This is a genomic window from Streptomyces sp. NPDC019531, from assembly GCF_044903305.1.
GTDB lineage: Bacteria > Actinomycetota > Actinomycetes > Streptomycetales > Streptomycetaceae > Streptomyces.
The window spans coordinates 433,267-459,066 of record NZ_JBJDQL010000001.1 but is presented as its reverse complement, the minus strand read 5'-3'; the positions used below and the strand labels follow the sequence as shown (position 1 = coordinate 459,066).

Sequence of the window (25,800 nt, the reverse complement as noted above, 5' to 3'; positions counted from 1 at the left end):
GGCCTGCGGCGTCACTGGGCCAGCGTCGCCGGGCTCCCCCCGTTGGCCTCGTACCCCGCCACGGCCAGTGCCCGGTATATCGCGAACTCCGCGGCCGGATCGGCGGACAACGTCCACGGCAGGGCGCCGACATGCCCGTCGATGTACACGAGCTGGTTCATCGCTTCCGCCCAGCGCTCACCGCGCACCAGGAAGAACACCAGCAGATGCCGCACATGGGCCAGCATCGGGTCGTCGGCGCGGGCGGAGTGGACCGCGTGCAGCGCGCCGTGGATCGCCTTCGTCACGACCTCGCTCCGGTAGAACCCGCTGACCAGGTTCACCTCCGGCAGATGCTCGAAGACCGCGAACAGCGGCATCGCGGCCAGCAGCGAGCCGTGCGGCGCCCGGGCGGCCGCCGCCTCCGCGAAGCCGTACGCCAGCTCCCGCGAGCCGTGCCACTTCTCGCACCAGTAGTGCAGCGCGGCCAGGTGCGCTCCCATGTGGGCCGGGGCGCGGTCCAGGATCTTCAGCCACAGCTGCTCGAACTCCGCCTGGGAATAGCCAAGTCCGCGTGCCACGGAGAGCTCCACGATGTACGGGACCGGATCGCCGGGGGCCAGCAGTGCCGCCTCGCCGCAGGCCGCCTTCGCCTCCTCCATGATGATCCGGAACTCGTCGGTGCCCGGCGTCGACGTGCGCCACGCCTGCTGCACCAGGAACTCCGCGTGCACGGCCGTGCCGCCCGCGTCCTTGGGCTGCTCGGCCCGCCACACCCGCAACCACTGCCCGCCCGGCGCCTCGCTCACCCCGCCCGGCCGCTGCCGCAGCTCCAGCGAGGCGGCCCCGGCGAAGGCCTGCACCCGCTGCCAGCGCGGCTCGCCCTCCCGCTCGGTGCCGGCCAGCAACTGGGAGGCCGCCTTGTAGTCCTGTGTGCGCTGCACCAGGTCCAGGACGTCCAGCAGGTCCTGGTCGGGACCGGGCATGCGGACGTCCAGCTCCTCCTGCCGTGCGAAGCCGTAGTCCGCCGGGTCCGCGGCGTCCGGGTGGCCGGCCGGGACCAGCTCGATCCCGCCCCGCCTGCGCCGCAGGAACGGGAGCAGGACGAAGCCCAGCAGGACCGCCGCCATCAGGACCCAGAGAATTTCCATGCCTCAAGGGTTCCAGACGCCACCGACAATTGCCCAACCCGGTCAGCGGCCTGTGGAAAACCTGCCCGGAACCGGCATCCAGGCCCATGGAAAAACCGAATCCGGCACCCACCTCTGTGGAAAACCCGACGGGCCGACGTCCCCGCCTGGGGAAAACCCTGCCGTCCGGCCGTCGGGAGCCCGTCGTCCGTCATCGGCCTCCCGAGCGGACTACCCTCGTAGCCCATGAGCGACAGGCACATCAGTCAGCACTTCGAGACCCTCGCCATCCACGCGGGCAACACCGCGGACCCCCTCACCGGTGCGGTGGTCCCGCCGATCTACCAGGTCTCGACCTACAAGCAGGACGGCGTCGGCGGTCTGCGCGGCGGCTACGAGTACAGCCGTAGCGCCAACCCGACCCGCACCGCCCTGGAGGAGAACCTCGCCACCCTCGAAGGCGGCCGTCGAGGCCTCGCGTTCGCGTCCGGACTGGCGGCCGAGGACTGCCTGTTGCGTACGCTGCTCAGCCCCGGCGACCACGTGGTCATCCCCAACGACGCGTACGGCGGCACGTTCCGCCTCTTCGCGAAGGTCGTCGCCCGGTGGGGCGTCGAGTGGTCGGTCGCCGACACCAGCGACCCGGCCGCCGTACGGGCCGCGATCACCCCGAAGACCAAGGCCGTGTGGGTGGAGACCCCCTCCAACCCGCTGCTCGGCATCACCGACATCGCCGCCGTCGCCCAGGTCTCCCGGGACGCGGGCGCGAAGCTCGTCGTAGACAACACCTTCGCCACGCCGTACCTTCAGCAGCCGCTGTCGCTCGGCGCCGACGTCGTGGTGCACTCCCTGACCAAGTACATGGGCGGCCACTCCGACGTCGTGGGCGGCGCGCTCGTCACCGCCGACGAGACCCTCGGCGAGGAGTTGGCGTACCACCAGAACGCGATGGGCGCGGTCGCCGGGCCCTTCGACTCGTGGCTGGTGCTGCGCGGCGCCAAGACGCTGTCGGTGCGCATGGACCGGCACAGCGAGAACGCCACGAAGGTCGCCGACATGCTGACCCGGCACGCGCGCGTGACGCACGTGCTGTACCCGGGCCTGCAGGACCACCCCGGCCACGAGGTCGCGGCCAAGCAGATGCGGTCCTTCGGCGGCATGGTCTCCTTCCGGGTGCGGGGCGGCGAGGAGGCGGCCGTCGAGGTCTGCAACCGCGCCAAGGTGTTCACGCTCGGGGAGTCCCTGGGCGGCGTCGAGTCGCTGATCGAGCACCCCGGCCGTATGACGCACGCGTCCGTGGCGGGCTCGGCGCTGGAGGTCCCCGCCGACCTGGTGCGGCTGTCCGTGGGCATCGAGAACGTCGACGACCTGCTGCAGGACCTGCAGCAGGCGCTGGCCGAGTAGCCAGGTCCAGGCTCACCAGCCCGTCATCGGTGGGGTCGTCGTGGACGGCGGCTCCACCCACGGGCGGGCGGTGAGCGCCCACACCACGAACGCCACACTCGCCGCGAACAGCAGCAGCCACATCATGCGGCGCGCGACCGTCCTGCGCCGCAGCATGCGCGACCCGCGCCGCACGACGTCCCCGTACAGATCCGCCGGCACCGGCGGCGACGCCCGCTCCATGAGCCGGCGCACGGCGGACTCCCGTTGGTTGCGGTTCACACGCACCTCCCGCGATCCGGCCGCCGCGTGGCGGGGCTAGCACTCGTGTCCGGCCCCCTCATGACGTCGCCACCTCCGCCCCCACCACCGCCGGTGCGGGCCCGCGCGGCGGATGCAGGAGGGTGGCCGTCGCGCGGTCGCAGATCGTGCGGACACGTTCCGCGGGGAGGCCGAGCAGGGCCGCGGCCTGTTCCTCGGCGACCCCCTCATAGAGGCGCAGCACCACGATCAGACGTTCCTGAGGGGTGAGCCGGGACAGCGGGCCGACGGGGCGGGGGCCGCCGAGGGACAGGACACCGTGGCGGCGCCATGCCCCGTGGGCGAAGCGCAGGGCGAGGTACTGACGGGCGCGGTCGTAGGGATCCTCGCCGCGCAGCCGGTCCCAGCACGCGTACGTGTGGGCGAGCGCCAGCGTGAGCAGGCGCCGCGCGCGCGGGTTGTCGTCCGGTGCCTCCGCCGTCAGGAGTGTCGCGGCGTGCAGCAGCCGCCCGGCCGCGCCCGCGACGAACGCCTCGAACTCGCGAGCCCGGCGCGCGCCCTGGGACACCTGCCGTTGCCGCACCGCACCTCCCCGCCTGCGGATGGCCGTACGACGGCTTCGTACGACCACGAGGACCCGATCTCATATGAGGCCCGGCGCGGCCGTCCGGTCAAGAGGCGGGGCGGTACGCGCGTGCGCGTGCCTACGAGGACTGCGCCTCCGGCCCCGGCACGCCCTGGGCTGCCATCCGGGAGGAGAGCGCGGTGTTGAAGCGTGTGAGGAGCGTGCAGAACGCCTCGCGCTCCTCCGGCGCCCAGTCGTGTGTCAGCTCGGCCATCAACTGACGCCGGGAGGAGCGCACTTCCTCCAGCCGGGACTGACCGCGCGGGGACAGCTGGAGCACCACCGCGCGGCCGTCCTCGGGGTGCGAGGTGCGCTTGACCAGCCCGGTGTCGACGAGCGGCGCCACCTGCCGGGTGACCGTCGACGAGTCGATCCCCATACTGGCCGCGAGCGCCTTGACGCCCATCGGACCTTCCTTGTCGAGCCGGTTGAGCAGCAGGTACGCGGCGCGGTCCATGGAGTTGCGCACCTGCCCCACCCCACCGAGCCGGGTCTGTTCCGCACGACGGGCGAAGACCGCCACCTCGTGCTGCAGGGTGTCGAGAAGACCGGTGTCACCGACGGTCGTCATGTCCATCGACATTTCTGGTGTTGTGGGCATGGCCGGAGGCTCACTTCATGAAGGGGGAGCTGGATTGGGGGACAGAGTACGCGGCCGGGAGGCGGGCCGTACCAGCGCTGCGCAAACCCGTCTCGGACGTTGGTCACAGCGCGAGCCCGCACGTGTGAACTGCGAGACTTGAGTCATGAACTACCGCAAGGCCCACCCCGTGCCGCCGGTGACGCTCGACGACGTGCGCGGCGCGCAGAAGATGCTGACGGGCGTGGCGCGGACCACCGCGATGGAGGGCAGCCGCCATCTGACCCAGCTGGTGGGCTCGCCGGTGCACTTCAAGTGCGAGAACCTCCAGCGGACGGGGTCGTTCAAACTCCGCGGCGCCTACGTCCGGATCGCCGGACTGCTGCCCGAGGAGCGGGCCGCGGGCGTCGTGGCCGCGAGCGCCGGAAACCACGCGCAGGGCGTCGCGCTGGCGTCCACGCTGCTCGGCGTGCGCTCCACGGTGTTCATGCCGAAGGGTGCCCCGCTGCCGAAGATCAGCGCCACCAGGGACTACGGCGCCGAGGTGCGCCTGCACGGCCAGGTGGTCGACGAGACGCTCGCCGCCGCGCAGGAGTACGCGGCCGAGACGGGCGCGGTGTTCATCCACCCCTTCGACCATCCCGACGTCATCGCGGGCCAGGGCACGGTCGGCCTGGAGATCCTGGAGCAGTGCCCGGAGGTGCGCACGATCGTCCTCGGCATCGGCGGCGGCGGACTCGCGGCCGGTGTCGCGATCGCCGTGAAGGCGCTGCGGCCGGACGTGCGGATCGTGGGCGTGCAGGCGGCGGGCGCGGCCGCGTATCCGCCCTCGCTGGCCGCCGGTCGCCCGGTGTCGATCGAGAACCCGGCGACGATGGCCGACGGCATGAAGGTCGGGCGGCCCGGGGATGTGCCGTTCGGGATCGTGGACGAGCTCGTGGACGAGGTCCGCACCGTGTCGGAGGACGAGCTGTCCGCCGCGCTCCTGCTGTGTCTGGAGCGGGCCAAGCTGGTCGTCGAGCCGGCCGGGGCGAGCCCGGTCGCGGCCCTGCTGAGCGACCCGGGCGCCTTCGAGGGACCGGTCGTCGCCGTGCTGTCCGGCGGCAACGTCGACCCGGTGCTGCTGCAGCGCGTCCTGCGCCACGGCATGTCCGCGCAGGGCCGCTACCTGGCCGTACGGCTCCGGCTCACGGACCGGCCGGGGGCCCTCGCGACGCTTCTCGGGGTGTTGTCAGTGGTCGACGCTAATGTCCTCGACGTGAGCCACGTACGGACCGATCCACGGCTCGGGCTCGCGGAGGCGGAGGTCGAGCTGCACCTGGAGACGAAGGGGCCGGAGCACTGTGCCGAGGTCGGCCGAGCCCTGCGTGAGTCGGGCTACACGGTCATCGACTGAGGTCAAAGGCTTGGGTTCACTCGTTCGGGCAAGTCCATTGAGAGACGCGATACATCGCGTTATGGTGTGTCTCGTGCCGCTCATCGCCCCGCCGTCCGTACGGCGGAAGAAAACGTACAAACCTAGGCTTTCCCAAGAATCCCCGACGACGTGGAGACTCATATGCCAGGCGCCATCTATGCCGAAGGCCTGGTCAAGACCTTCGGCGACGTAAAGGCTCTGGACGGCGTCGACCTCGATGTCCCGGAGGGCACCGTCCTGGGCCTCCTCGGACCGAACGGCGCGGGCAAGACGACGACCGTCCGCTGCCTGACGACCCTGCTGCAACCTGACAGCGGCCGCGCGGTCGTCGCGGGCATCGACGTACTCAAGCACCCCGACAAGGTGCGCCGCTCCATCGGTCTCTCCGGCCAGTTCGCGGCGGTCGACGAATACCTCACCGGCCGCGAGAACCTGCAGATGGTCGGCCGGCTGTACCAGATGAAGGCCCAGCCCGCGAAGGCCCGAGCCGCCGAGCTGCTCGAGAAGTTCGACCTCGCCGACGCCGCCGACCGCCCCGCCAAGACCTACTCCGGCGGTATGCGCCGACGACTCGACCTCGCGGCCGCCCTGGTGGTCTCACCACCCGTGATGTTCATGGACGAGCCGACGACCGGCCTCGACCCGCGCAACCGCCAACTGCTGTGGGAGGTGATCAAACAACTGGTCTCCGGCGGTACCACCCTGTTGCTCACCACCCAGTACCTGGAAGAGGCCGACCACCTCGCCCACGAGATCGCCGTGGTCGACCACGGCCATGTGATCGCCAAGGGCACCTCCGACCAGCTCAAGGCCCGCACCGGTGGCGAGCGCGTCGAGGTCGTGGTGCACGAGCGCGAGCACATCCCGACCGCCTCGGAGGTACTGCGCGGCTTCGGCAAGGGCGAGACCACGGTCGAGGACCACATGCGCAAACTCACCGTCCCCGTGACCGGCGGCGCGAAGCTGCTCGCCGAGGTCATCCGCGAGCTCGACACCCGCGGCATCGAGATCGACGACATCGGCCTGCGCCGACCCACCCTCGACGACGTCTTCCTGTCCCTGACAGGACACGCGGCCGAGGTCAAGGACGAGGAGAGCGACCAGGAGGCCGCCAAGTGAGCACCATGACCGATTCCCTGGTCATCGCCCGACGGAATCTGATCCGCATGACCCGGATTCCCGAGATGATTTTGTTCGGGCTGATCCAGCCCATCATGTTCGTGGTCCTGTTCACGTACGTCTTCGGCGGCTCGATGAAGATCGGCGACAGCACCGACCCGGACGTCTACAAGAACTTCCTGATGGCGGGCATCTTCGCGCAGACCGTCACCTTCGCGACCGCGGGGGCCGGTGCAGGCATCGCCGACGACATGCACAAGGGGCTCATAGACCGGTTCCGCTCGCTGCCCATGGCACGCGGCGCGGTGCTCACCGGCCGCACCGTCGCCGACCTCGTGCAGACGGCCCTGACCCTGCTGGTCCTGGCCCTGGTCGCGCTGCTCGTGGGCTGGCGCCCCGGCTCCGTGGAGCCGACCAACCTCGGGAAGATCCTGGGCGGTTTCGGCCTGCTGCTCCTGCTGGGCTACGCCTTCACCTGGATCGGCGCGCTGATCGGCCTGTCCGTGCGCACCCCGGAGGCGGCCACCTCGGGAGGACTGATCTGGCTGTTCCCGGTGACGTTCATCTCGAACGCCTTCGTGGACACCGGCCAGATGACGCCCTGGCTGCGGCATGTCGCCGAGTGGAACCCGTTCAGCGCGACCGTGCAGGCCTCCCGTCAGCTCTTCGGCGACCCGGGGCTGTCCCAGTCCGGGGCGTGGCCGATGCAACACCCGGTCTGGGCCTCGCTGATCTACTCGGTCCTGATCATCGTTATATTCAGGACCCTCGCGGTCCGCAAGTACCGCTCGGCCACCGCATGACATGACGAGACCCCCGGCGCCACGAGGACGCCGGGGGCCCGTCAAGGACGAACGGTCGACCCGGGTCAGCCGTTGTAGGGCTCGGCCTTGAGGATGGTCACGGAGGCCCTCTTGCCGTTCGGCAGTTCGTACTCCGCGTCCTCGCCGACCTTGTGGCCGATGACGCCGGAGCCGAGCGGGGACTGCGGCGAGTAGGTCTCGATGTCCGCGCTCGCGTACTCGCGCGAGGCGAGCAGGAAGGTCATGGTGTCGTCCTCGTCACCGTCGAAGGCGATCGTCACGACCATGCCGGGCGCCACCGCACCGTCGGCGGACGCCGGGGCCTCGCCGACCTTGGCCTTCTCCAGGAGCTGGGTCAGCTGGCGGATGCGGAGCTCCTGCTTGCCCTGCTCTTCCTTGGCCGCGTGGTACCCGCCGTTCTCGCGCAGGTCGCCCTCCTCGCGCGCGGCCGCGATCTTCGCGGTGACTTCCTCGCGCGCGGGACCAGACAGGTACGCCAGCTCTTCCTTGAGCTTGGTGTACGCCTCCTGGGTCAGCCAGGTGACGTCTTCGCTGGTCTGGGTCACAGGTGCTCCTCGTAGGTACTGGGAATACAAAGCATCGCCCTACCCAGAAGAATGTTCCTTCACGGATGGGCGAAACCACGAGCCTAACAATTCAGTGGCCGAAGGGGGAGGACATAAGCCATCAGAAATACGTCGACGCAGGTCAGCGGATACGTATCGAAGGTGACGTCAGTCGGCGTGACAGCCCAGCAGCTCGGCGGTGGTGCCCAGGGCCGTCGTACGGAGTGTGACGACCTTGTCGATGCGGGTGGCGTCGCCCCCGAAGCGGAAGTCGGCCCGGCCCACCTCGGCACCGTCCGCGGCCTGGGAGCGGATCGTGCAGTAGCCCGAGGCGCCGGAGTCCTTGCGGACCTCCAGGTGCACCTCCACCGCGGAGGCCTTCGCGTCAAAGGCGATCACCTCGCCGCTGATCTTGTTCTGGCCGACGTAGTGGTAGGCGAAGTAACCGATCAGTGCGAGCAGCAGGGCACCGAGCACGGCACCGGCGATCTTGAGTTTGTGGTCGGCGCGCTCGTCCGAGGAGCGGCCGTAGCGGCCCTCGGGCAGCCGTGTGCTCGCCGTACTCATGATCGTCTCCCTGGGAAACCAAGGCCGTGGAATTAATCGCCCCCCGATTCGGTCACTATAGAAGCCGCCGTTCGCACCCGAAGACACCGGGGGCGCCGACATATGAGGATCGAGTCTTGACTGACCAGCTGCGACTGATGGCCGTGCACGCCCACCCCGACGACGAGTCGAGCAAGGGCGCGGCCACCATGGCCAAGTACGTGTCCGAGGGGGTGGACGTGCTGGTCGTGACCTGCACGGGCGGGGAGCGCGGCTCCATCCTCAATCCCAAGCTTCAGCATGACAAGTACATCGAGGAGCACGTCCACGAGGTACGCAAGAAGGAGATGGACGAGGCCCGCGAGATCCTGGGCGTCAAGCAGGAGTGGCTCGGCTTCGTCGATTCCGGCCTGCCCGAGGGCGACCCGCTGCCGCCGCTCCCCGAGGGCTGCTTCGCCCTGGAGGACGTCGACAAGGCGGCCGGTGAGCTGGTGAAGCAGATCCGCTCCTTCCGTCCCCAGGTGATTACCACCTACGACGAGAACGGCGGGTACCCGCACCCCGACCACATCATGACCCACAAGATCTCGATGGTGGCGTTCGAGGGCGCGGCGGACACCGAGAAGTTCCCCGAGTCCGAGTACGGCCCGGCGTACCAGCCGCGGAAGCTGTACTACAACCAGGGCTTCAACCGCCCGCGCACCGAGGCGCTGCACCACGCGCTGATCGAGCGGGGCCTGGAGTCGCCGTACGGGGACTGGCTCAAGCGCTGGGACGAGTCCCCGATCCGCGACCGCACCCTGACCACGCACATTCCGTGCGCCGAGTTCTACGAGATCCGCGACAAGGCCCTGATCGCGCACGCCACCCAGATCGACCCCGACGGCGGCTGGTTCAAGGTCCCGCTGGACCTCCAGAAGGACGTCTGGCCCACGGAGGAGTACGAGCTCGCGAAGTCCCTCGTCGATACCTCCCTCCCCGAGGACGACCTCTTTGCGGGCATCCGAGACAATGTCTGACATGAGCGCAAGCGCAAGCCTGGCAATGACCCACCTCGCGACCCTCGCCAAGGAGGTCGACGAGGACAAGGTCACCCCCGGCGTCCTCGGCTTCATCGTCTTCGCGGCGATGGCCCTGGCGGTGTGGGCCCTGATGAAGTCCATGAGCAAGCACATGGGCAAGGTCAAGTTCGAGGAGTCCGAGGGCGAGGGTGCCTCCGGCAAGGAGACCGCCGAGAGCCCGTCCGGCAAGGGCTCGCCCGCCAAGGGCTGAACCCGGGGTCGTTCCGCTCGGCTCGGAACAGTGGCTGCCGGCCCGGTCGTCGTGCCACGCGTACGTCGAGACGACCGGCCCGATGGTGGCGGTGGCGGTACGCCATGCCCGGCCCCGGACCGGCCCGCAGGCCCGGGCTTCAGCGTGCCGCAGTGGCCGCCACCCCCATGACCTCACGGGCGTGCCGGTTGGGCACCATCCCCAGGCGCCAGGCCTGCCAGCCCGCCTCCAGGTTCACGCCCCGTTCCAGCAGCAGGGCGTACGCCTCCACGTAGTCGTCCAGCTTCGTGTCCCGGGTGGCATGGCCGCGTCGGCCGAGCTCCGCGAGCTCCTCCTGCGCCACCGCCGACCCCACCTCCACCCCACCCGCCGCCGCATACGGCAGCAACGTGCAGCGCAGGAAGCGGGCCCAGTCCTCGCCCCGTTGGTCGCCGTAGGAGGCGAAGAGAGTGATCGCCTCGTCGCACAGGGCCAGGGCCTGGGGAGTGCGGCCGTTGCCCGCGTCCACCACTGCCAGTTCGAGGCAGGTCCAGGCTTCGCCGTGCGCCACACCGATGCGCTGGAAGTCGGCGCGGGCATCCACCAGCAACTGCCTGGCGAAGCCCGAGTTGCGCAACGAGCCCGTCTGGGCGGCGCGTTGGTCGCGGGTGACGCGGGCCGAGTGGTGGCGGGCGCAGGCCAGGCCGTAGACGTCCCGCATACGGGAGAACATCGTGCGCGAGCGTTCCAGCTCGCGGACCGCGAGGTCCAGGTTGCCGGTCTCCTCCAGCGCCTGGCCCAGGTAGTACACCGTCCACGCCTCACCCCGGGCGTCCTCGCTGTCGCGGTGGCGCGAGGCCGCCTGGCGCAGGCCGTCCACCGCCGCCGACGGATCGCCGGCCACCAGACGGGCCCGGGCCAGCTGGGTGAGGGCCCACGCCTCGCCCCGGGCGTCGCGGGTACGGCCGTACAGGTCGAGGGCTGTGCGCAGTTCCGTCTCCGCTTGCGGTATGTCGCCCATCCGCAGGGCCAGTTGGCCGAGCTGGAAGTGGGCCCAGGCCTCGCCGTGGACGGATTCGCCGGCGCGGTGCAGGGCCAGGGAGCGGGTGAGGAGGTCCAGGGACTCGGCCACGCGGCCGCGGTCGCGTTCGACCGCCGCCAGGGCGTGCATCGTCCAGCCGCGGTCCGTGGCGAGTTCGGGGACCGACTGGAGCCGCAGGGCCTCCTCCAGCTTCGCCGCCGCCTCCGTCAGATGGCCCTGATGGTGGAGCGTGATGCCCAGGGAGCACAACGCCCGTGCCGCACCCGCGTCGTGATGGGCCTCCCTGTACAGGTCGACCACCGAGGCCAACGTGGTGCGTGCCTTGTCCAGTTCGCCGAGTTGGCGGGCGGCGATGCCGGTACGCCACTGCACCGAGCGAACCAGCAGCCCCTGGTCCACGGCCTGCGCCAACTCGCTGATCTCGCCCAGGCGGTAGAGGTCGCCGCGCAGCAGGCAGTAGTCGCAGAGCGCGCCCAGGAGGTTGAGGACCGCCCCCTGGTTGACGCCCTCCGCGTGCCTCAGCGCCGCCGTGATGAAGCTCGACTCGTCGTCCAGCCAGCGCAGCGCCTCGTCGAGGGAGGTGAAGCCGTGCGGGCTGAAGCGGTCCGAGCGGGTCGACATGTTGCCGTCCACCAGGCGCAGCACGGAGTCGGCGAGGTCGGCGTAGTTGACGATGAGCCGTTCCTGCGCGGCCGTGCGCTCGGCCGGTTCCTCCTCGTCGAGCAGCCTGGCCTGGGCGAAGGCACGGACCACGTCGTGGACCCGGTAACGGCTGCCGCGGACGTGGTCGATCAGGCCCGCGCGGGTCAGGGCGACCAGGTGCCGGGTCGCCTCCGTCTCGTCGGTGGCCAGCAGCGCGGCGGCCGCCGCGGCGCCGAGGGAGGCCCGGCCGGCCAGTGCGAGCCGGCGCAGGAGCCTGCGGGCCGGGTCCGACTGGTCGGTGTAACGGAGCCAGAGGACCCGCTCGACGGGTTCGACCGGACCGTACGCGCCGAGATCCGTGGCCAGTTGGCGCGGGGAGCGGGGGCCGAGGGACGAGCCCGCTATCCGCAGGGCGAGGGGCAGCCCGCCGCACAACTCCCTGATGAGATCGGAGGATTGGGCGTCGTACGGACCTGTGGCCGACTGGGCCGCAGCGTCAAGGAGCTCCTCCGCGCCCGCCGCGTCCAGAGGGACGACCGGGAGTTCGTGCACCCGGGCTGCGAGGTCCGTCGGCAGGTCGAGCGGCCCGCGCGCGGTGACCAGGACCAGGCTGTCGGAACGCTCGGGGACCAGGGTGCGGACCTGTCCGGCGTCCGAGGCGTCGTCCAGCACGATCGTCACCGGCAGGCCGGTCAGATGCTGGTGGTACAGCTCGGTCAGGCGTTTGACCTGCTGGTCCGGGGAGGAACGCTCACGGAACAGCAGCTGCTCGCGCGGGGCGCCGAGCCGGTTCAGCAGGTGCAGCAGCGCGTCCCGGGTGGAGAGCGGGGACTCCTCCGGGCTGTCGCCGCGCAGGTCCACCACACACGCGCCGCGGAAGTGGTCCTTCAGGTCGTGGGCCGCCCGGACCGCGAGTGCCGTACGGCCGCTGCCGGGCGGTCCGTGCAGCACGACCACCGTGGGACGGGTCTCGGTGGTCGCGCGCGAGGCCTGCACCCACTGCCGGATCCGGCCCATCTCGGTCCGCCGGTCCGCGAACTCACCGACAGGCTCGGGAAGCTGGCCGAACGACTGCTCCAGCACGCTTCTTCCGCGGGCCGCCGCGCTCTTGTCCGTGCCGCGCAGCCGTGGCCCCGGTTTCTTCGGGCCGGTGGACGCGCTCAGCACCCGCTGCTGGTCGAGGAAGGGACGGATGCCCCGTACCTCCAAGGCCGTCAGCCACTGGAGCCTCAGCTGTTCCGGGCCGCCGGGCTGGCCGAACGCGCCCGCCCGGTGGTGCGCGGCCGGCAGATGCGAACCGGCCACCTTCACCACCGTCGCAGCCGCACCCACGACCCCTACGGCCACGCCCGCGCCGAGGGCCGTGCCCGTGTCGGTGCCGAGAGCGAGGTCGGCCACGGCGGCAGCGAGCGCGGCGACTCCGGCCACCAGCAGGGGAGTTCCGGACGCCTCCTTGGAGTACCGCTGCCTGAAGGTGAGTTGACCGGCCTGTGCCTCGTCGAGCGCGTGTGTGTAGGCCTCGTACTCCTCCGCGGCCGTCTGCGCCATCGCGTCCAGCGATCCCCGGGCCCGGGACAGCAGCACGGCGCCGTCGGTCCGCCCGCCCGAACGCCGTACCTCCTCCTCCACGGCCCGGGCCAACAGCCCTTCGGCTTCCGCCCGATGGCTGTCCCGCATGTCACTTCCCCCTCCGGCTGCAACGGCTTTCTTGGTCAAGTGTGCTGCGTACGGGTCATCGGGGCGAGAGGGCGGGGGCGCCGTGTCCTCGTGAAGGGTTGGTGAATCGGGGTTGTGGGGTGGCTGTGTGGCTATCGTGATCGCAGACAAGCACGGGGAGACGGGGAGCGCATGACCGGGGAGAACACCGCGCCGACGGGTCCGCCGCAGGTGCCTCACCAGCAGCCGCGCTGGGCCTGGTGGGTGGTCGGGATCGTGGTCCCGCTGGTGGGAGTGCTCATCACCATCCTGTTGAGCCAGTCGGGTTCGTCGGACGACGAGAGCGACAAGAACGTGCAGCCGGCGCCCACGCGGTCGACCGCCTCCACCCATTCGGATCAGGAAGTGTCGCCTTCACCGACCGCGACGGCGGCCAAGGTCCGCTATGGGCCGGTCACCTTCGACGTCGATCTGACCGAGGGCGGCATGCGGTACGTCGACCTGGACTCGACCGCGCCGGTCGTCACGGACAGCGAGCCCCAGAGCAACGACCTCACGGTCAGCACGACCAGCGGCGCCCCGACGCTGTACACCCCGGACTCCGCGAACACCCTGGCCTCGCTGGCCGAAGGCATCACGCCCACCGAGGCCCAGTGCTTCGACGCGGTCGAGAAGAGCGGCACCTACACCAGCACGGCGACCAGGGGCGCCCGCTTCTGCCTCACGACACCCGAGGGCCGCACGGCCTATCTGAGCGTCGTCTCCGCCGCCAATGGCCGCGGTACGGCGAAATTCAAGGTCACCGTATGGGAGACGCCTGACGTCTGACCCGCAGGGTACTGCGGCAGGATGGACCCCATGCCGAACCGACTGGCCCACGAGACGTCCCCCTACCTCCTCCAGCACGCCGACAACCCGGTCGACTGGTGGCCCTGGTCGGCCGAGGCCTTCGAGGAGGCGCGGAAGGCGAACAAGCCCGTTCTGCTGAGCGTCGGATATTCCAGCTGTCACTGGTGCCATGTCATGGCTTCCGAGTCATTTGAGGACCAGGCGACCGCGGATTTCCTCAATGCCCACTTCGTCAGCGTCAAGGTCGACCGTGAGGAACGCCCCGATGTTGACGCCGTCTACATGGAGGCCGTGCAGGCCGCCACCGGGCAGGGCGGCTGGCCCATGACGGTGTTCCTCACGCCGGAGGCCGAGCCCTTCTACTTCGGGACGTATTTCCCGCCCGCGCCACGCCAGGGCATGCCCTCGTTCCGGCAGGTCCTTGAGGGCGTCCGCACCGCCTGGACCGACCGGCGGGACGAGGTCGCCGAGGTCGCCGGGAAGATCGTGCGGGATCTCGCCGGACGGGAGATCTCCTACGGCGACGCGCAGGCGCCCGGCGAGGAACAGCTCGCCGCGGCCCTCCTCGGGCTGACGAGGGAGTACGACCCGCAGCGCGGTGGATTCGGCGGCGCGCCGAAGTTCCCGCCGTCCATGGTCGTCGAGTTCCTGCTCAGGCATCACGCCCGCACCGGTTCCGACGGCGCCCTCCAGATGGCCCAGGACACCTGCGAGCGGATGGCCCGCGGCGGCATCCACGACCAGCTCGGCGGCGGCTTCGCCCGCTACTCCGTGGACCGCGACTGGATCGTGCCGCACTTCGAGAAGATGCTCTATGACAACGCCCTGCTGTGCCGCGTCTACGCGCACCTCTGGCGGACCACCGGCTCCGAACTCGCCCGCCGGGTGGCGCTCGACACCGCCGACTTCATGGTCCGTGAACTGCGCACCAACGAAGGCGGGTTCGCCTCCGCCCTGGATGCCGACAGTGACGACGGCACCGGCAAGCATGTCGAGGGCGCGTACTACGTGTGGACGCCGGAGCAGTTGCGCGAGGTGCTCGGGGAGCAGGACGGGGACCTCGCCGCCCAGTACTTCGGTGTCACGGAGGAGGGCACCTTCGAGCACGGCCAGTCCGTTCTCCAACTTCCGCAGCAGGACACGGTGTTCGACGCCGAGAAGGTCGAGTCGATCAGGCGGCGGCTGCTCGACGCGCGCGCGGAGCGCCCTGCCCCCGGTCGGGACGACAAGGTCGTCGCCGCCTGGAACGGGCTCGCGATCGCCGCGCTCGCCGAGACCGGCGCGTACTTCGACCGTCCTGACCTGGTGGAGGCCGCGCTCGGGGCCGCCGATCTTCTCGTACGGCTGCATCTGGACGAGCAGGCGCGTCTGTCCCGTACCAGCAAGGACGGTCAAGTCGGTGCCAACGCCGGGGTGCTGGAGGACTACGCCGATGTCGCGGAGGGCTTCCTCGCGCTCGCGTCCGTGACCGGGGAGGGGGTCTGGCTCGACTTCGCCGGGTTCCTGCTCGACCATGTGCTGACCCGGTTCACCGGGGAGGAGGGGGCGCTGTACGACACCGCCGCGGATGCCGAGCGGCTGATCCGGCGGCCGCAGGATCCGACCGACAACGCGGTGCCCTCCGGGTGGACGGCCGCGGCGGGCGCGCTGCTGAGTTACGCCGCGCAGACCGGTGCCGAGCCGTATCGCACCGCCGCGGAGAAGGCACTGGGAGTCGTGAAGGCGCTCGGGCCTCGGGTGCCGCGGTTCATCGGGTGGGGGCTTGCGGTGGCGGAGGCGTTCCTGGACGGGCCGAGGGAGGTTGCGGTCGTGGGGCCGTCGCTGACCGACGCCGGCACGAGGGTTCTGCACCGTACGGCGCTTCTGGGGAACGCGCCGGGGGCTGTTGTCGCCGTAGGGACGCCGGACAGTGATGAACTTCCGTTGCTTGCCGATCGGGTGCTGGTCGGGGGTGCGCCTACCGCCTATGTCTGTCGGCACTTCACGTGTGATGCGCCGACCACTGACGCCGATGCGTTGCGGGTGGCATTGGGGGGTTGAGCGGGTGCGGCCGGGTGGGGGCTGGGCGCGCAGTTCCCGGCGCCCCTAGGTCGGAGGCGCGAACTCGGCCAGGACGCTCTCCACGATGGTCGCCAGCTGTTCGTGGTGCGCGCCCTTCCAGTAGGCGCGGCCGCACTCCTCGCACTGGGCGAAGACGTCGTACGACCGTTCCGTGCCGCCCTCCAGCCGGTCCGCCACCTGCTCCTTGGTGGCCTCGTGCAGCAGGCCGTTGCAGGCGGTGCAGCGGGTCCAGGGGCGTAGGTCGGGGCGGAAGCGGTCCAGGATGTCGTGGAGTTGGTCCTCGGGGCGGGTGCTGTAGACGAAGGCGCCCGCCCAGAGCTCTCGGCGGTGCAGGAGGCCTCGGTCGCGGCTGAGCATGACCCGTTTCTCGGCCGCCGAGCGGGCGGCGAGGGCCGGGTCGCCGATGTCCGTGGACTCGTAGGCCGTGTCGACGCCGAGGAGGCGCAGGCGGCGGGCGAGGGTGCCGAGGTGGACGTCGAGGAGGAAGCGGAGCGGGGCGCCGGGGACCTGTTGGGGGCGTGCGACGGGGTGGACGTCCACGGCGTCGCCCGCGGAGGGGACGTACGACCTCGGCACCTCGCGGCCGCCGACCAGCAGTGCCCCGACCTCGGTGAGCGGGACGCCGAGTGACTCCACGACATGGCCGAGGGAGGAGGCGCCGTCGGTGGTGACCGGGGTGGCGCCGCGGCGGCGTCCGTGCGGGACGAACAGGGCCAGCTCGGGGGCGAATTCGACGTGGATCTCGGGTGCGCTCACCGGGTCAGGATGGCATGCGGACATGCGGTGGTCTCAGGGCTTTTTCGGGGGGAGCCCGTGTTCCAGGACGCGCAGGGCGCGGTCGAGGAGGCCGTGCAGGTCGTCCTGCATGCCGTTCTCCGCCCAGTACTGGTAGATCTCGGTGAGACCGCCGATCAGGGACATCGTGTGGACCCGTACCTCCAGGTCGTCCGCGTCCCGGCCGGTGCGTTCGGCGATCGCCCCGGCGAGCAGCCGGCCGGTGACGGACATGCTCTCCATCATGCGGGCGCGCACCGCCGGTACCTGGATCATCAGATGGGCGCGCAGCCGGGTGATCTCGACGTCCACGTCGGAGAGGTCGAGGGCCCGGTGCAGGATGTGCCGCACGGACTCCATCCACGGCTCGTCCGCCGGCCGGGCGCGCAGCTCCTCCAGCATGACGGGGTCGTACTCGTCCGTGAGGACGATGTCCTCCTTGGTCGGGAAGTAGCGGAAGACCGTGGACGGCGAGACCTCGGCGCGCTCGGCGATCTGCTCGACCGTGGTGGCGTCGTAGCCCTGTTCCTCGATCAGCGCGTACGTCGCGTCGCGGATCGCCGTCCGGGTCTTGATCTTCTTCCGTTCGCGAAGTCCCAGCTGGGAGACGTCAGCGGGGGGAGAGGAGTGTACGGGCGTCATGGGTGCCATTCTCAGGCATGGGCCTCCTCGGCAGCCATGTCCGGGTCCGTGGAGGTCTCGGTCGGGCGGGGTGTGCCCGGCAGGAACGCGGCCGCGAGCAGTGCCGCTACGAGGGCCGCGATCCCGCAGACCAGCAGGACGACGCCCATGCCGTGGACGTATGCGCTGTTCGCGGAGGTCAGCAGGTCGGCCGAGTCGGTGCGCTGGGCGACGAGGTGGGCGGCGACCACGGACTCCCCGGCGGTGTCGGCGGCCGGTGCGGGCAGCCCGGAGACGTCGAGGCGGTCACGGAAGGTGCTGGAGAGCAGGCTGCCGAGCAGGGCGATGCCGATCGCGCCGCCGACCTGGCGCATGGTCATCAGGAGTCCGGAGCCGCTGCCGGCACGGTCGCGGGGCAGGGCACTGAGGCCGCCGTTCATGGCGGGGATGAGGGAGAGGCCGAAGCCGAAGCCGGTGAGGGAGAGCCACAGCGCGACGAATCCGTAGCCGGAGTCCACTGTAGTACGGCTGCCCAGGAGCCCGGCGAAGGCCAGCACCACCAGGCCCGCGCTCACCGCGGCGCGGGCGCCGAAGCGGGCGACGGCCTTCGGGGCGAGGCGGGAGGCGACCAGCAGTCCGCCCATCATCGGCAGCAGCCGGACGCCGGTGCCGAGGGCGTCGTGGCCGAGGACGGCCTGGAGGAAGGGCGGCAGCACGAACAGCAGGCCGGACAGGATGAAGTTGACCAGGGTCGCGGCGATCGTGTTGAAGAGGAAGCCGCGGTGGGTGAGCAGGGTCATGTCGAGCATGGGCCGTTCGACCCGGCGTTCGCGCAGCACCAGACCGGCGATCAGGACGACGGACGCCGCCAGCATGCCCAGCACCAGCGGGTCGCCCCAGCCTCGGGTGGGCGCCTCGATGATCGCGTACACCAGGGCGCCGAGGCCGGTGACCGTGAACGCGGTGGAGAAGGTGTCGACCCTGGGGGAGGAGGGATCGCGGGTCTCGGGGAGGAGGAAGACGCAGGCGGCGATGCCGATCGCGGCCATCGGGACGTTGACCAGGAAGACCGAGCCCCACCAGAAGTGGTTCAGCAGCCAGCCGCCGATGATCGGGCCGAGCGGCAGGCCGAGCGCGGAGGCGGCGGAGACGATGCCGACGGCCTTGGTGCGCTCGTCGGGGGCGAACAGCGTGGGCAGTACGGAGAGCGCGAGCGGGGTGACCAGGGCGCCGCCGACGCCCATGACCGCGCGGGCGGCGATCACCGCGTTCACGTCGCCGGCCAGGGCGCCCACCAGTGATCCGGCGAGGAAGATGCCGAGCCCGGCGATCAGCATCCGGCGGCGTCCGAACCGGTCGCCGAGCAGGCCCGCCGGGAGCATCAGCGCCGCGAAGACGATGACGTAGGCGTCCGCCATCCACTGCTGGGCGCCGGTGCCGGCGTCGAGGTCGGCGGCCATGGTCGGCAGCGCCACGTTGAGGATCGTCAGGTCGAAGCCGAGCGTCAGCATGCTCGCGACGAGGGCGGACAGGGCCCACCAGCGTCGGGGGTCCGGAGTGATGGTTTCCATGAAATGAGAGTAGCTCTCAAAAGATGGTTGCTGTCAATCGGTTTCGCCATGCAACATCTGCATGCACCATCGGCATGCAACATCTGCATGCAAAAAGGGCCACGGCTCGAAGCCGTGGCCCTCGAAGGGTGCGGAAAGGGGCTATCCGTGCTGGTACGCCACCAGCGAGATGCCGACGTAGTGAACGACGAACGCGGCGAGCGTGAGCGAGTGGAACACCTCGTGGAAGCCGAACCAGCGCGGTGACGGGTTCGGCCGCTTGATGCCGTAGATCACGCCGCCCGCGCTGTAGAGGAGGCCCCCGACGACGACCAGGACCAGGACCGCGATGCCGCCCGTGCGCATGAAGTCCGGCAGGAAGAAGACGGCCGCCCAGCCCATCGCGATGTAGCAGGGGGTGTAGAGCCAGCGCGGGGCGCCGACCCAGAAGACCCGGAAGACGATGCCGGCGAGCGCGGCGCCCCAGATGCCCCACAGCAGCCACTGTCCCTTGCCTCCCGGCAGGAGCAGCATCGTCAGCGGGGTGTAGGTGCCGGCGATGATCAGGAAGATGTTGGCGTGATCCAGCCGTCGCAGGATGCCGTCCATGCGGGGGTTCCAGTTGCCCCGGTGGTACAGCGCGCTGACGCCGAAGAGCAGGCAGGCCGTGAGGGCGAAGATCCCGCAGGCGATGCGGCCTCTGGCGGAGTCGGCGAGGGCGGTGAGGACCAGACCTGCGATGAGAACGGCCGGAAACATGCCCAGATGCAGCCAGCCGCGCAGCTTCGGCTTGATCGGCTCGGCGAGCTGCTGGGCGTGCTGCTTGATCTGGTGCGGCAGGGAGGGTGCTTCGGCGTCGTGGGCGGGCGGCGTCATGCCCGGCATCGTACCTACGGAACCGTAAGTTACGCATGAGTGCGGGATGGGGAACGGCGAAGAGTGGCCATCATCTCACGGGAGTTGACCAGTAAAGAGACGGTCAGCTGAACGCTACGTGCACGCAAATAAACGCGCTGTGGGCAAAGAGGGCGTGGCGATCCTCACTCCGCTCACCTGTGACGCCCTCTGGACAGATGGGCGCTATGGACGGATGATCAAATGAGTGCGGTCGGCACCGGATGAGCGCCAAGGTCACCACCGAAAAGGCACGAGAAGCATCCGGGTCGCAGCCCCCACGGGGCCTCCAAACAAAAAACCCCTCATCTAGGAGCAATCGTGGCGCGCGACATCGCGGCTCCCCCCGTCATCCCCACCCAGCACAAGGAACTGATCTCGTGGGTGAACGAGATCGCCGAACTGACCCAGCCGGACAGCGTGGTCTGGTGTGACGGATCCGAAGCGGAGTACGAGCGCCTGTGCGAGGAGCTCGTGGCGAAGGGCACTTTCAAGAAGCTCGATCCGATCAAGCGCCCCAACTCCTACTACGCGGCCTCCGACCCGACCGACGTCGCGCGCGTCGAGGACCGCACCTTCATCTGCTCGGAGAAGGAGGAGGACGCGGGGCCGACGAACCACTGGAAGGCACCGGGGGAGATGCGGGACATCTTCGCCGGGGAGAAGGGCGTCTTCCGTGGCTCGATGAAGGGCCGGACGATGTACGTCGTCCCGTTCTGCATGGGCCCCCTCGGCTCGGACCTCTCCGCGATCGGCGTCGAGATCACCGACTCCGCCTATGTCGCGGTCTCCATGCGCACGATGACCCGCATGGGACAGCCGGTCCTCGACGAGCTCGGCTCCGACGGCTTCTTCGTGAAGGCCGTGCACACTCTCGGCGCGCCCCTCGCGGAGGGCGAGGCGGACGTCCCGTGGCCGTGCAACTCCACCAAGTACATCTCGCACTTCCCGGAGTCCCGCGAGATCTGGTCCTACGGCTCCGGGTACGGCGGCAACGCCCTGCTGGGCAAGAAGTGCTACGCGCTGCGCATCGCGTCGGTGATGGCCCGCGACGAGGGCTGGCTCGCCGAGCACATGCTCATCCTCAAGCTCACCCCGCCGCAGGGTGAGTCCAAGTACGTCGCCGCCGCGTTCCCGTCCGCCTGCGGCAAGACCAACCTCGCCATGCTGGAGCCGACGATATCCGGCTGGACCGTCGAGACCATCGGCGACGACATCGCCTGGATGCGGTTCGGCGAGGACGGCCGTCTCCACGCCATCAACCCCGAGGCCGGCTTCTTCGGCGTCGCGCCCGGCACCGGTGAGCACACCAACGCCAACGCGATGAAGACGCTGTGGGGCAACTCCGTCTTCACCAACGTCGCCCTCACCGACGACAACGACATCTGGTGGGAGGGGATGACGGAGGAGACCCCGGCGCACCTCACCGACTGGAAGGGCAACGACTGGACTCCGGAGTCCGAGACGCCGGCCGCCCACCCCAACGCCCGCTTCACCACCCCCGCCGCGCAGTGCCCGATCATCGCGCCCGAGTGGGAGGACCCCAAGGGCGTGCCGATCTCGGCGATCCTCTTCGGCGGGCGCCGCGCCAGCGCCGTACCGCTGGTGACGGAGTCCTTCGACTGGAACCACGGCGTCTTCCTCGGCGCCAACGTGGCCTCCGAGAAGACCGCCGCCGCCGAGGGCAAGGTCGGTGAGCTGCGCCGCGACCCCTTCGCCATGCTGCCGTTCTGCGGCTACAACATGGGCGACTACATGGGCCACTGGGTCGACGTCGCCAAGGGCAGGGACCAGGCGAAACTCCCGAAGATCTACTACGTCAACTGGTTCCGCAAGAACGACGAGGGCAAGTTCGTCTGGCCCGGGTTCGGTGAGAACAGCCGCGTCCTGAAGTGGATCGTGGAGCGGCTTGAGGGCAAGGCGGAGGGCGTGGAGACGCCGATCGGTGTGCTGCCGACGACCGCCGCGCTCGACACCGAGGGCCTCGAACTGGCCGACACCGACCTGGAGTTCCTGCTCACCGTCGACAAGGAGGTGTGGCGGGAGGAGGCCTCCCTCGTTCCCGAGCACCTCAACACCTTCGGCGACCACACGCCGAAGGAACTGTGGGACGAGTACCACGCGCTGGTGCAGCGCCTGGGCTGACGCCCCCCGAAAACCCCCGCGGCCGGCCCCGATGGGAGCCCTGACCCGTGATCGTCACGGGCCGGCCAAGGGTGGCGGCACTAGTCACGAACCGGCCCCGCACAATGGCGTGCGGGGCGTGCTGCCCGCTCTCAACCGCTGGGATGGAATTCCTGCGTCCGGTGAGGGCGACGCCGCTTGTGACGGCCGCCGATGTACGCGTACGGCGACACGCCGGCGCGCATGCTCACAGCTCACGCGCGACCGGCACGGCGGCGACAGGACGCCCGCCAACGGCATCGTCCGCACCGACTTCGGCGACTACGAGTCGGTGGAGGCGCTCGCCCTCCGGTCCGCCGGAAAGATCGTCGCCGCGGGCCAGGGCCGACCGGACAGCGGCTTCGCCCTGGCCCGCCTCCTGGGCGGCGGCAGCGCACCGCCACCGCCCCGGCCGGCGCGCGGACCTGTTGGTGACGGCCGGGCCCCGGCCGGCCTGGACCTGTCGGTGACGAAGTCCGGCCCCGGCACGGTCAGCATCGGCGACCGGGCGACCTGCACGGTGACCGTCACCAACAACAGCAGCCCGCATCAGCTGCCCCTGACCCCGTGCTGCCCGCCCCGGTCCTCCAGGTACCGGGTGTGGGTCTCCTGGCGGCGGGCCTCCGCGTCCCGGAGGGCCGCCGCCAGCTGCTGTGCGTCCTGTTTCATCAGGCCCAGCTGTTGCTCCAGGTGGAGTTCGGGGGACTCCGTGCCCGGTGTCATCCGCGTCCACCACCGTGTGCGTACGAAGCTGTCGACGGCCTCGGGCAGGTCGCGCCGCACGATCCGGGACAGGGAGTGCACACCCTCCGGGTCGTGGGCCAGCAGTTCCTTGCTCCAGCCCTGGTCGAGCAACGCGGTCAGCAGCTCGGTGAGTTCGCGGAGCCGGGCCGCCGCCGTGACCGACAGCTCGATGTCCGTCAGATACACCCGCAGCTTCTCGAAGTCGCCCCGCAGTTCGTCGAGTTGGGCCGACGGGTCGGGGAAGTCCGGCAGCGGCGGCCGTTCCGGCGGGGCGACCAGGGCGCCCGCGCCGTAGAGACCGGCCACGACCACCGGCCAGTACGCGCCCGCCATCCCTGTGAAGGTCAGCACCAGGCCGACCAGGCCGCACGCGCTTCCCGCGATGTTCTTGCGGGACTCCAGGTACTTACTGATAGCCACGGATCTCCTCGAAGGCGCCGTCCAGCGAGCCCTGTTGGGCGTCGAAGAGACGGCCGCCGGTCAGGTCGGCGATGTGGGCCAGTTCGGAGCGGTCGGAGTCGCCGAAGAGGATGGGGAAGACGGGGATGTCCTTGGCTTCCTGGCCGAGCCGGGAGTAGAAGGCGTCGAAGTCCTCGGCCTTCGCCCCGGCCGTGTTCTCGCCGTCCGTCATCAGCACGATCGACGTGAACGTGTCGCGGTCGGCGCCCAGATGGTCGTACGCCTTCTCCAGCGAGGTGTAGATCGCGGTGTCGCCGTCGGCGGAGAGCCCCGAGGTGTCCTCGCGGATCGCGTCCAGACCGGTCCGCGGGTCCGCCGGGTCGACCACATGGGTCCGTACGTCCTTCACCTCCGAACCGAACGGCATCAGCGTGACCTCCTCGCGCTCGCGGAAGTCGCCGGTGAGGTCGGTGAGGGCCGTCTTGAGGCGACTGAGGCGGTCGCCGTCCATCGAGCCGGAGGTGTCCAGGACGTACACGGTCCGGGAAGGGCGGCGGAGTTCGTTCTCGTAGGAGTCGAGCAGGCCGTCGGCGACGGACCGGGTGCCGGGGAAGGGGAGTTCACGGCGCCGGGTGGTGTCCAGGCCGCTCGCCGGCGCGACCGAGGCCACGACCGGGCGGCGGTGGGTGCGCTCGGTGATCAGCCGCTGGATCTTCTCGGTGCGCAGGTCCTCCGTCACCCGGCGGACGCCCTCGCGGGTCTGTGCGCTGGTCGACTTGAGCGAGGTGAGCGGGTAGTCGGCGGTGATCACACCGTCGCGGGGGCGGATCACGGTCAGGTCCGGGATGCCCTTGAGGACTGACTCGTAGTTGAGCAGGGCGTCGACGTCGCCGCGCCGGTCGTAGGCCGCGGCCAGCCAGCCCGAGGAACCCGAGGTCAGCTTCTGGCCCTTGAAGAACTCCTTCAGCCGGGGCGTGGCCTTGGTGACGTCCGCGTCGGTGAGCGCCGACTGGGCGCCGGAGAGTGCGGAGGCCACCGAAACCAGCGTGGAGAAACCGGAGTTGGAGCGGGCCGGGTCGGTCATGCCGTACGTCAGCTTGCCGTCCTGGACGGCCTGCTCGACCTGGGACCAGGTGACGTCCTCGCTCTTCCAGCCGAGCGCCTTCACCTTCGCGGACTTCACGCCGATCGCCACCGGGCTCGACATGACGGGCGTCTCGGAGACCACCTTCCTCGCCGCGTCGGGGCGCAGACGGAGGTAGTCGTTCGAGGACAGCCACAGAGCGTCGTACTGGCCGTCCGTCTTCCCCTTCGCCAGCATGTCCACGGCGTCCAGGGTGCCGATGGGGTTCAGCCTGACCTTGACGCCGGTGTCCTTCTCGACCTGGTCGAGGACCGGGGTCATGTCGCTGAGCTCGCTGGAGGCGAGGACGCGGAGGGTGCCCGGCTCGGCGGGGCCGGGGACACCGGGCGTGGAGATGTCGACGGCCGGGCGGTCCTGTGCCGTACAGGCGGTGAGCAGGCCGAGAGCCGTGAGGCAGACGGCGAGTGCGCGTCGTCTCATCCCAGGCCGCCTTCCAGGGCGCCCTGGGACCGGCTGCGCTCCAAGTACCCGCTGGCGTGCTGGAGTTCGACGGTCAGCGACTCCACGGTCGCCGCCATCGCCTCGGTCGCCTGGACCTTGTAGGTGTCGATCGCGTCGAGAGTGCGGTAGATCTGCTGGAAGGCGCCCCGCAGGGTCTCGGCGCCGACGGCCGGGTCGGCGGCTATGCGCTGGATCTCCCCGCTCTGCGTCGCCAGCATCTCGGCATTGCCCCGGATGAGATCCTCGGTCGTCCCGCGCAGCGCGTTGACCTGCTCGACGACCTTCTTCTGGTTGTCGAGCGCGGAGGCCAGCATCACGGAGATGCGCAGCGCCGAGACGGTGGTCGTGGCCGCGCGGTCGACGCCCTTGATCAGCTCCTCGTTGTTGCGGCGTACGACGTCCATGGCGAGGTAGCCCTGGGCGCAGACCGCGAGCTGGGTGAGCAGGTCCTGGTGCTTCTGCCGGACCGGGAAGAGCACGTCGGCGCGGAGCGAGTCGGCCGCCTCGGGATCTCCTACGGCGGTGATGTGCTGCTCGACCGCCGTGTCCAGGGCCTCGGTCAGGACGACGTACTCCTGGAGCTTGCCCATGGTCTCCCACAGGCGGACCCGCTCGGTCTGCAACGCGGCGTTGTCGCGCCGGAGTTCGTCCTGACCACCGCGCAGGGAGCCGACGATCCTGTTCAACGTCCCCTGTGCGGAGGCGTACTTGGCGACGTGGTCGCGCAGCTTGCTGCCGCCGGGGAGCCGGGACAGGAACTTGCGGCCCTTGGAGGCCGGCAGGTCACGCGGGTCCAGATCCTCGACCACACGCCGGAGTTCGACCAGCGAGCCCGCCACCTGCGACTGGGCGTCCCCGCCCTTGTCCGGCAGGCTGCGTACCGTCCGCTCCAGCATGCGGTTGGACTGTGCGGCGGCGCTGCGCATCTCGCCCGCACCCAGTCCGGTGATCTCACCGACCTTGCCGGCGAACTCGGGGGAGCGGGCGTCCAGGACAGCGAGTCCCTCGACGTACGCGGAGGCCTTGCGGGCCATGTCGGTGCGGACCGAGTCGTCGACGGGGACGAGTCCGCCGGCCTTCTCGCGCGGCACGGCGGCCACGGGCTCGGGCGGGGTGAGCAGGAAGGTGTCGTCGTTGTTCATGGATGTCATGGATCTGGT

At 70.2% G+C, this 25,800-nt stretch carries 23 protein-coding genes; 9 read left to right on the top strand and 14 right to left on the bottom strand.

The genetic code is table 11. From position 1 onward, the window contains the following. Positions 1-11 precede the first annotated feature (11 nt). Complete coding sequence (locus ACI2L1_RS02140) at positions 12-1,130, bottom strand: hypothetical protein (RefSeq protein ID WP_404737382.1); 1,119 nt, start codon at positions 1,128-1,130, stop codon at positions 12-14. Between the two features lie 225 nt (positions 1,131-1,355). Here ACI2L1_RS02140 and ACI2L1_RS02135 point away from each other — a divergent pair, with 225 nt between their 5' ends. Continuing rightward, entirely contained in the window at positions 1,356-2,513 is a 1,158-nt protein-coding gene (locus tag ACI2L1_RS02135) for a cystathionine gamma-synthase (RefSeq protein ID WP_404737381.1), read from the top strand. Positions 2,514-2,525: 12 nt separating this feature from the next. Here ACI2L1_RS02135 and ACI2L1_RS02130 read toward each other — a convergent pair whose 3' ends face one another. The 3 genes from ACI2L1_RS02130 to ACI2L1_RS02120 all read right to left on the bottom strand — a co-directional run bounded on the left by ACI2L1_RS02130 (position 2,526) and on the right by ACI2L1_RS02120 (position 3,961). Continuing rightward, on the bottom strand, positions 2,526-2,774 hold the full coding sequence (locus ACI2L1_RS02130; protein WP_404737380.1) for a hypothetical protein: 249 nt from the start codon (positions 2,772-2,774) through the stop codon (positions 2,526-2,528). A 58-nt stretch (positions 2,775-2,832) separates the two neighbouring features. Next, positions 2,833-3,336: a sigma factor-like helix-turn-helix DNA-binding protein gene (locus tag ACI2L1_RS02125; protein ID WP_404737379.1), complete on the bottom strand. Its 504-nt coding sequence runs from the start codon at positions 3,334-3,336 to the stop codon at positions 2,833-2,835. A 121-nt stretch (positions 3,337-3,457) separates the two neighbouring features. Then, positions 3,458-3,961, bottom strand: a complete 504-nt coding sequence (locus ACI2L1_RS02120; RefSeq protein ID WP_209440215.1) for a MarR family winged helix-turn-helix transcriptional regulator — start codon at positions 3,959-3,961, stop codon at positions 3,458-3,460. 163 nt (positions 3,962-4,124) lie between these two features. On the opposite strand from ACI2L1_RS02120, the gene ilvA reads away from it, so the two are divergent. The 3 genes from ilvA (at position 4,125) to ACI2L1_RS02105 (ending at position 7,297) form a co-directional block, all read left to right on the top strand. Then, positions 4,125-5,354, top strand: coding sequence for a threonine ammonia-lyase (ilvA, locus tag ACI2L1_RS02115; protein ID WP_404737378.1), 1,230 nt, complete (start codon positions 4,125-4,127; stop codon positions 5,352-5,354). 162 nt (positions 5,355-5,516) lie between these two features. Next, positions 5,517-6,494: an ATP-binding cassette domain-containing protein gene (locus ACI2L1_RS02110; RefSeq protein WP_404737377.1), complete on the top strand. Its 978-nt coding sequence runs from the start codon at positions 5,517-5,519 to the stop codon at positions 6,492-6,494. A 5-nt stretch (positions 6,495-6,499) separates the two neighbouring features. Further along, positions 6,500-7,297 (top strand): ABC transporter permease, encoded by a 798-nt coding sequence (locus ACI2L1_RS02105; RefSeq protein WP_404737420.1) that lies wholly within the window; start codon positions 6,500-6,502, stop codon positions 7,295-7,297. A gap of 65 nt (positions 7,298-7,362) precedes the next feature. Here ACI2L1_RS02105 and greA read toward each other — a convergent pair whose 3' ends face one another. Further along, complete coding sequence (gene greA, locus ACI2L1_RS02100) at positions 7,363-7,863, bottom strand: transcription elongation factor GreA (protein ID WP_404737376.1); 501 nt, start codon at positions 7,861-7,863, stop codon at positions 7,363-7,365. Positions 7,864-8,031: 168 nt separating this feature from the next. Further along, entirely contained in the window at positions 8,032-8,430 is a 399-nt protein-coding gene (locus tag ACI2L1_RS02095; RefSeq protein ID WP_404737375.1) for a DUF4307 domain-containing protein, read from the bottom strand. Positions 8,431-8,567: 137 nt separating this feature from the next. Between ACI2L1_RS02095 and mca the strand changes: the two genes are divergently transcribed. Continuing rightward, positions 8,568-9,428: a mycothiol conjugate amidase Mca gene (gene mca / locus ACI2L1_RS02090; RefSeq protein ID WP_404737419.1), complete on the top strand. Its 861-nt coding sequence runs from the start codon at positions 8,568-8,570 to the stop codon at positions 9,426-9,428. After that, positions 9,421-9,681 carry a hypothetical protein gene (locus ACI2L1_RS02085; RefSeq protein WP_404737374.1) on the top strand — a complete coding sequence of 87 codons (261 nt, stop codon included), beginning with the start codon at positions 9,421-9,423 and terminating at the stop codon, positions 9,679-9,681. Before mca ends, ACI2L1_RS02085 begins: the two co-directional genes overlap by 8 nt. Before the next feature lie 139 nt (positions 9,682-9,820). Here ACI2L1_RS02085 and ACI2L1_RS02080 read toward each other — a convergent pair whose 3' ends face one another. Next, positions 9,821-13,021 (bottom strand): tetratricopeptide repeat protein, encoded by a 3,201-nt coding sequence (locus ACI2L1_RS02080; protein ID WP_404737373.1) that lies wholly within the window; start codon positions 13,019-13,021, stop codon positions 9,821-9,823. 171 nt (positions 13,022-13,192) lie between these two features. Here ACI2L1_RS02080 and ACI2L1_RS02075 point away from each other — a divergent pair, with 171 nt between their 5' ends. Both ACI2L1_RS02075 and ACI2L1_RS02070 read left to right on the top strand, forming a co-directional pair. Then, positions 13,193-13,828: a hypothetical protein gene (locus tag ACI2L1_RS02075; RefSeq protein ID WP_404737372.1), complete on the top strand. Its 636-nt coding sequence runs from the start codon at positions 13,193-13,195 to the stop codon at positions 13,826-13,828. Between the two features lie 30 nt (positions 13,829-13,858). Further along, entirely contained in the window at positions 13,859-15,889 is a 2,031-nt protein-coding gene (locus ACI2L1_RS02070) for a thioredoxin domain-containing protein (protein WP_404737371.1), read from the top strand. 45 nt (positions 15,890-15,934) lie between these two features. Here ACI2L1_RS02070 and ACI2L1_RS02065 read toward each other — a convergent pair whose 3' ends face one another. The 4 genes from ACI2L1_RS02065 to ACI2L1_RS02050 form a co-directional block, all read right to left on the bottom strand. After that, positions 15,935-16,666: a Mut7-C RNAse domain-containing protein gene (locus ACI2L1_RS02065; protein WP_404737370.1), complete on the bottom strand. Its 732-nt coding sequence runs from the start codon at positions 16,664-16,666 to the stop codon at positions 15,935-15,937. A 33-nt stretch (positions 16,667-16,699) separates the two neighbouring features. After that, a complete protein-coding gene (locus tag ACI2L1_RS02060; protein ID WP_404737369.1) occupies positions 16,700-17,326 on the bottom strand; it encodes a TetR/AcrR family transcriptional regulator in 627 nt (208 codons plus the stop codon). Between the two features lie 11 nt (positions 17,327-17,337). Further along, entirely contained in the window at positions 17,338-18,876 is a 1,539-nt protein-coding gene (locus ACI2L1_RS02055) for an MFS transporter (RefSeq protein ID WP_404737368.1), read from the bottom strand. Positions 18,877-19,017: 141 nt separating this feature from the next. Further along, positions 19,018-19,731, bottom strand: a complete 714-nt coding sequence (locus ACI2L1_RS02050; protein ID WP_404737367.1) for a hemolysin III family protein — start codon at positions 19,729-19,731, stop codon at positions 19,018-19,020. Between the two features lie 339 nt (positions 19,732-20,070). On the opposite strand from ACI2L1_RS02050, the gene ACI2L1_RS02045 reads away from it, so the two are divergent. Beyond that, a complete protein-coding gene (locus ACI2L1_RS02045; protein WP_404737366.1) occupies positions 20,071-21,894 on the top strand; it encodes a phosphoenolpyruvate carboxykinase (GTP) in 1,824 nt (607 codons plus the stop codon). Positions 21,895-22,461: 567 nt separating this feature from the next. On the opposite strand, the gene ACI2L1_RS02040 is transcribed toward ACI2L1_RS02045, so the two are convergent. The 3 genes from ACI2L1_RS02040 to ACI2L1_RS02030 are packed head-to-tail and all read right to left on the bottom strand — an operon-like array spanning position 22,462 to position 25,791. Beyond that, complete coding sequence (locus ACI2L1_RS02040; protein ID WP_404737365.1) at positions 22,462-23,076, bottom strand: hypothetical protein; 615 nt, start codon at positions 23,074-23,076, stop codon at positions 22,462-22,464. Beyond that, positions 23,063-24,619 carry a substrate-binding domain-containing protein gene (locus tag ACI2L1_RS02035; protein WP_404737364.1) on the bottom strand — a complete coding sequence of 519 codons (1,557 nt, stop codon included), beginning with the start codon at positions 24,617-24,619 and terminating at the stop codon, positions 23,063-23,065. Before ACI2L1_RS02035 ends, ACI2L1_RS02040 begins: the two co-directional genes overlap by 14 nt. Further along, positions 24,616-25,791, bottom strand: a complete 1,176-nt coding sequence (locus tag ACI2L1_RS02030) for a toxic anion resistance protein (RefSeq protein WP_404737363.1) — start codon at positions 25,789-25,791, stop codon at positions 24,616-24,618. The genes ACI2L1_RS02035 and ACI2L1_RS02030 overlap by 4 nt, the downstream gene beginning before the upstream one ends. Positions 25,792-25,800: the final 9 nt, after the last annotated feature.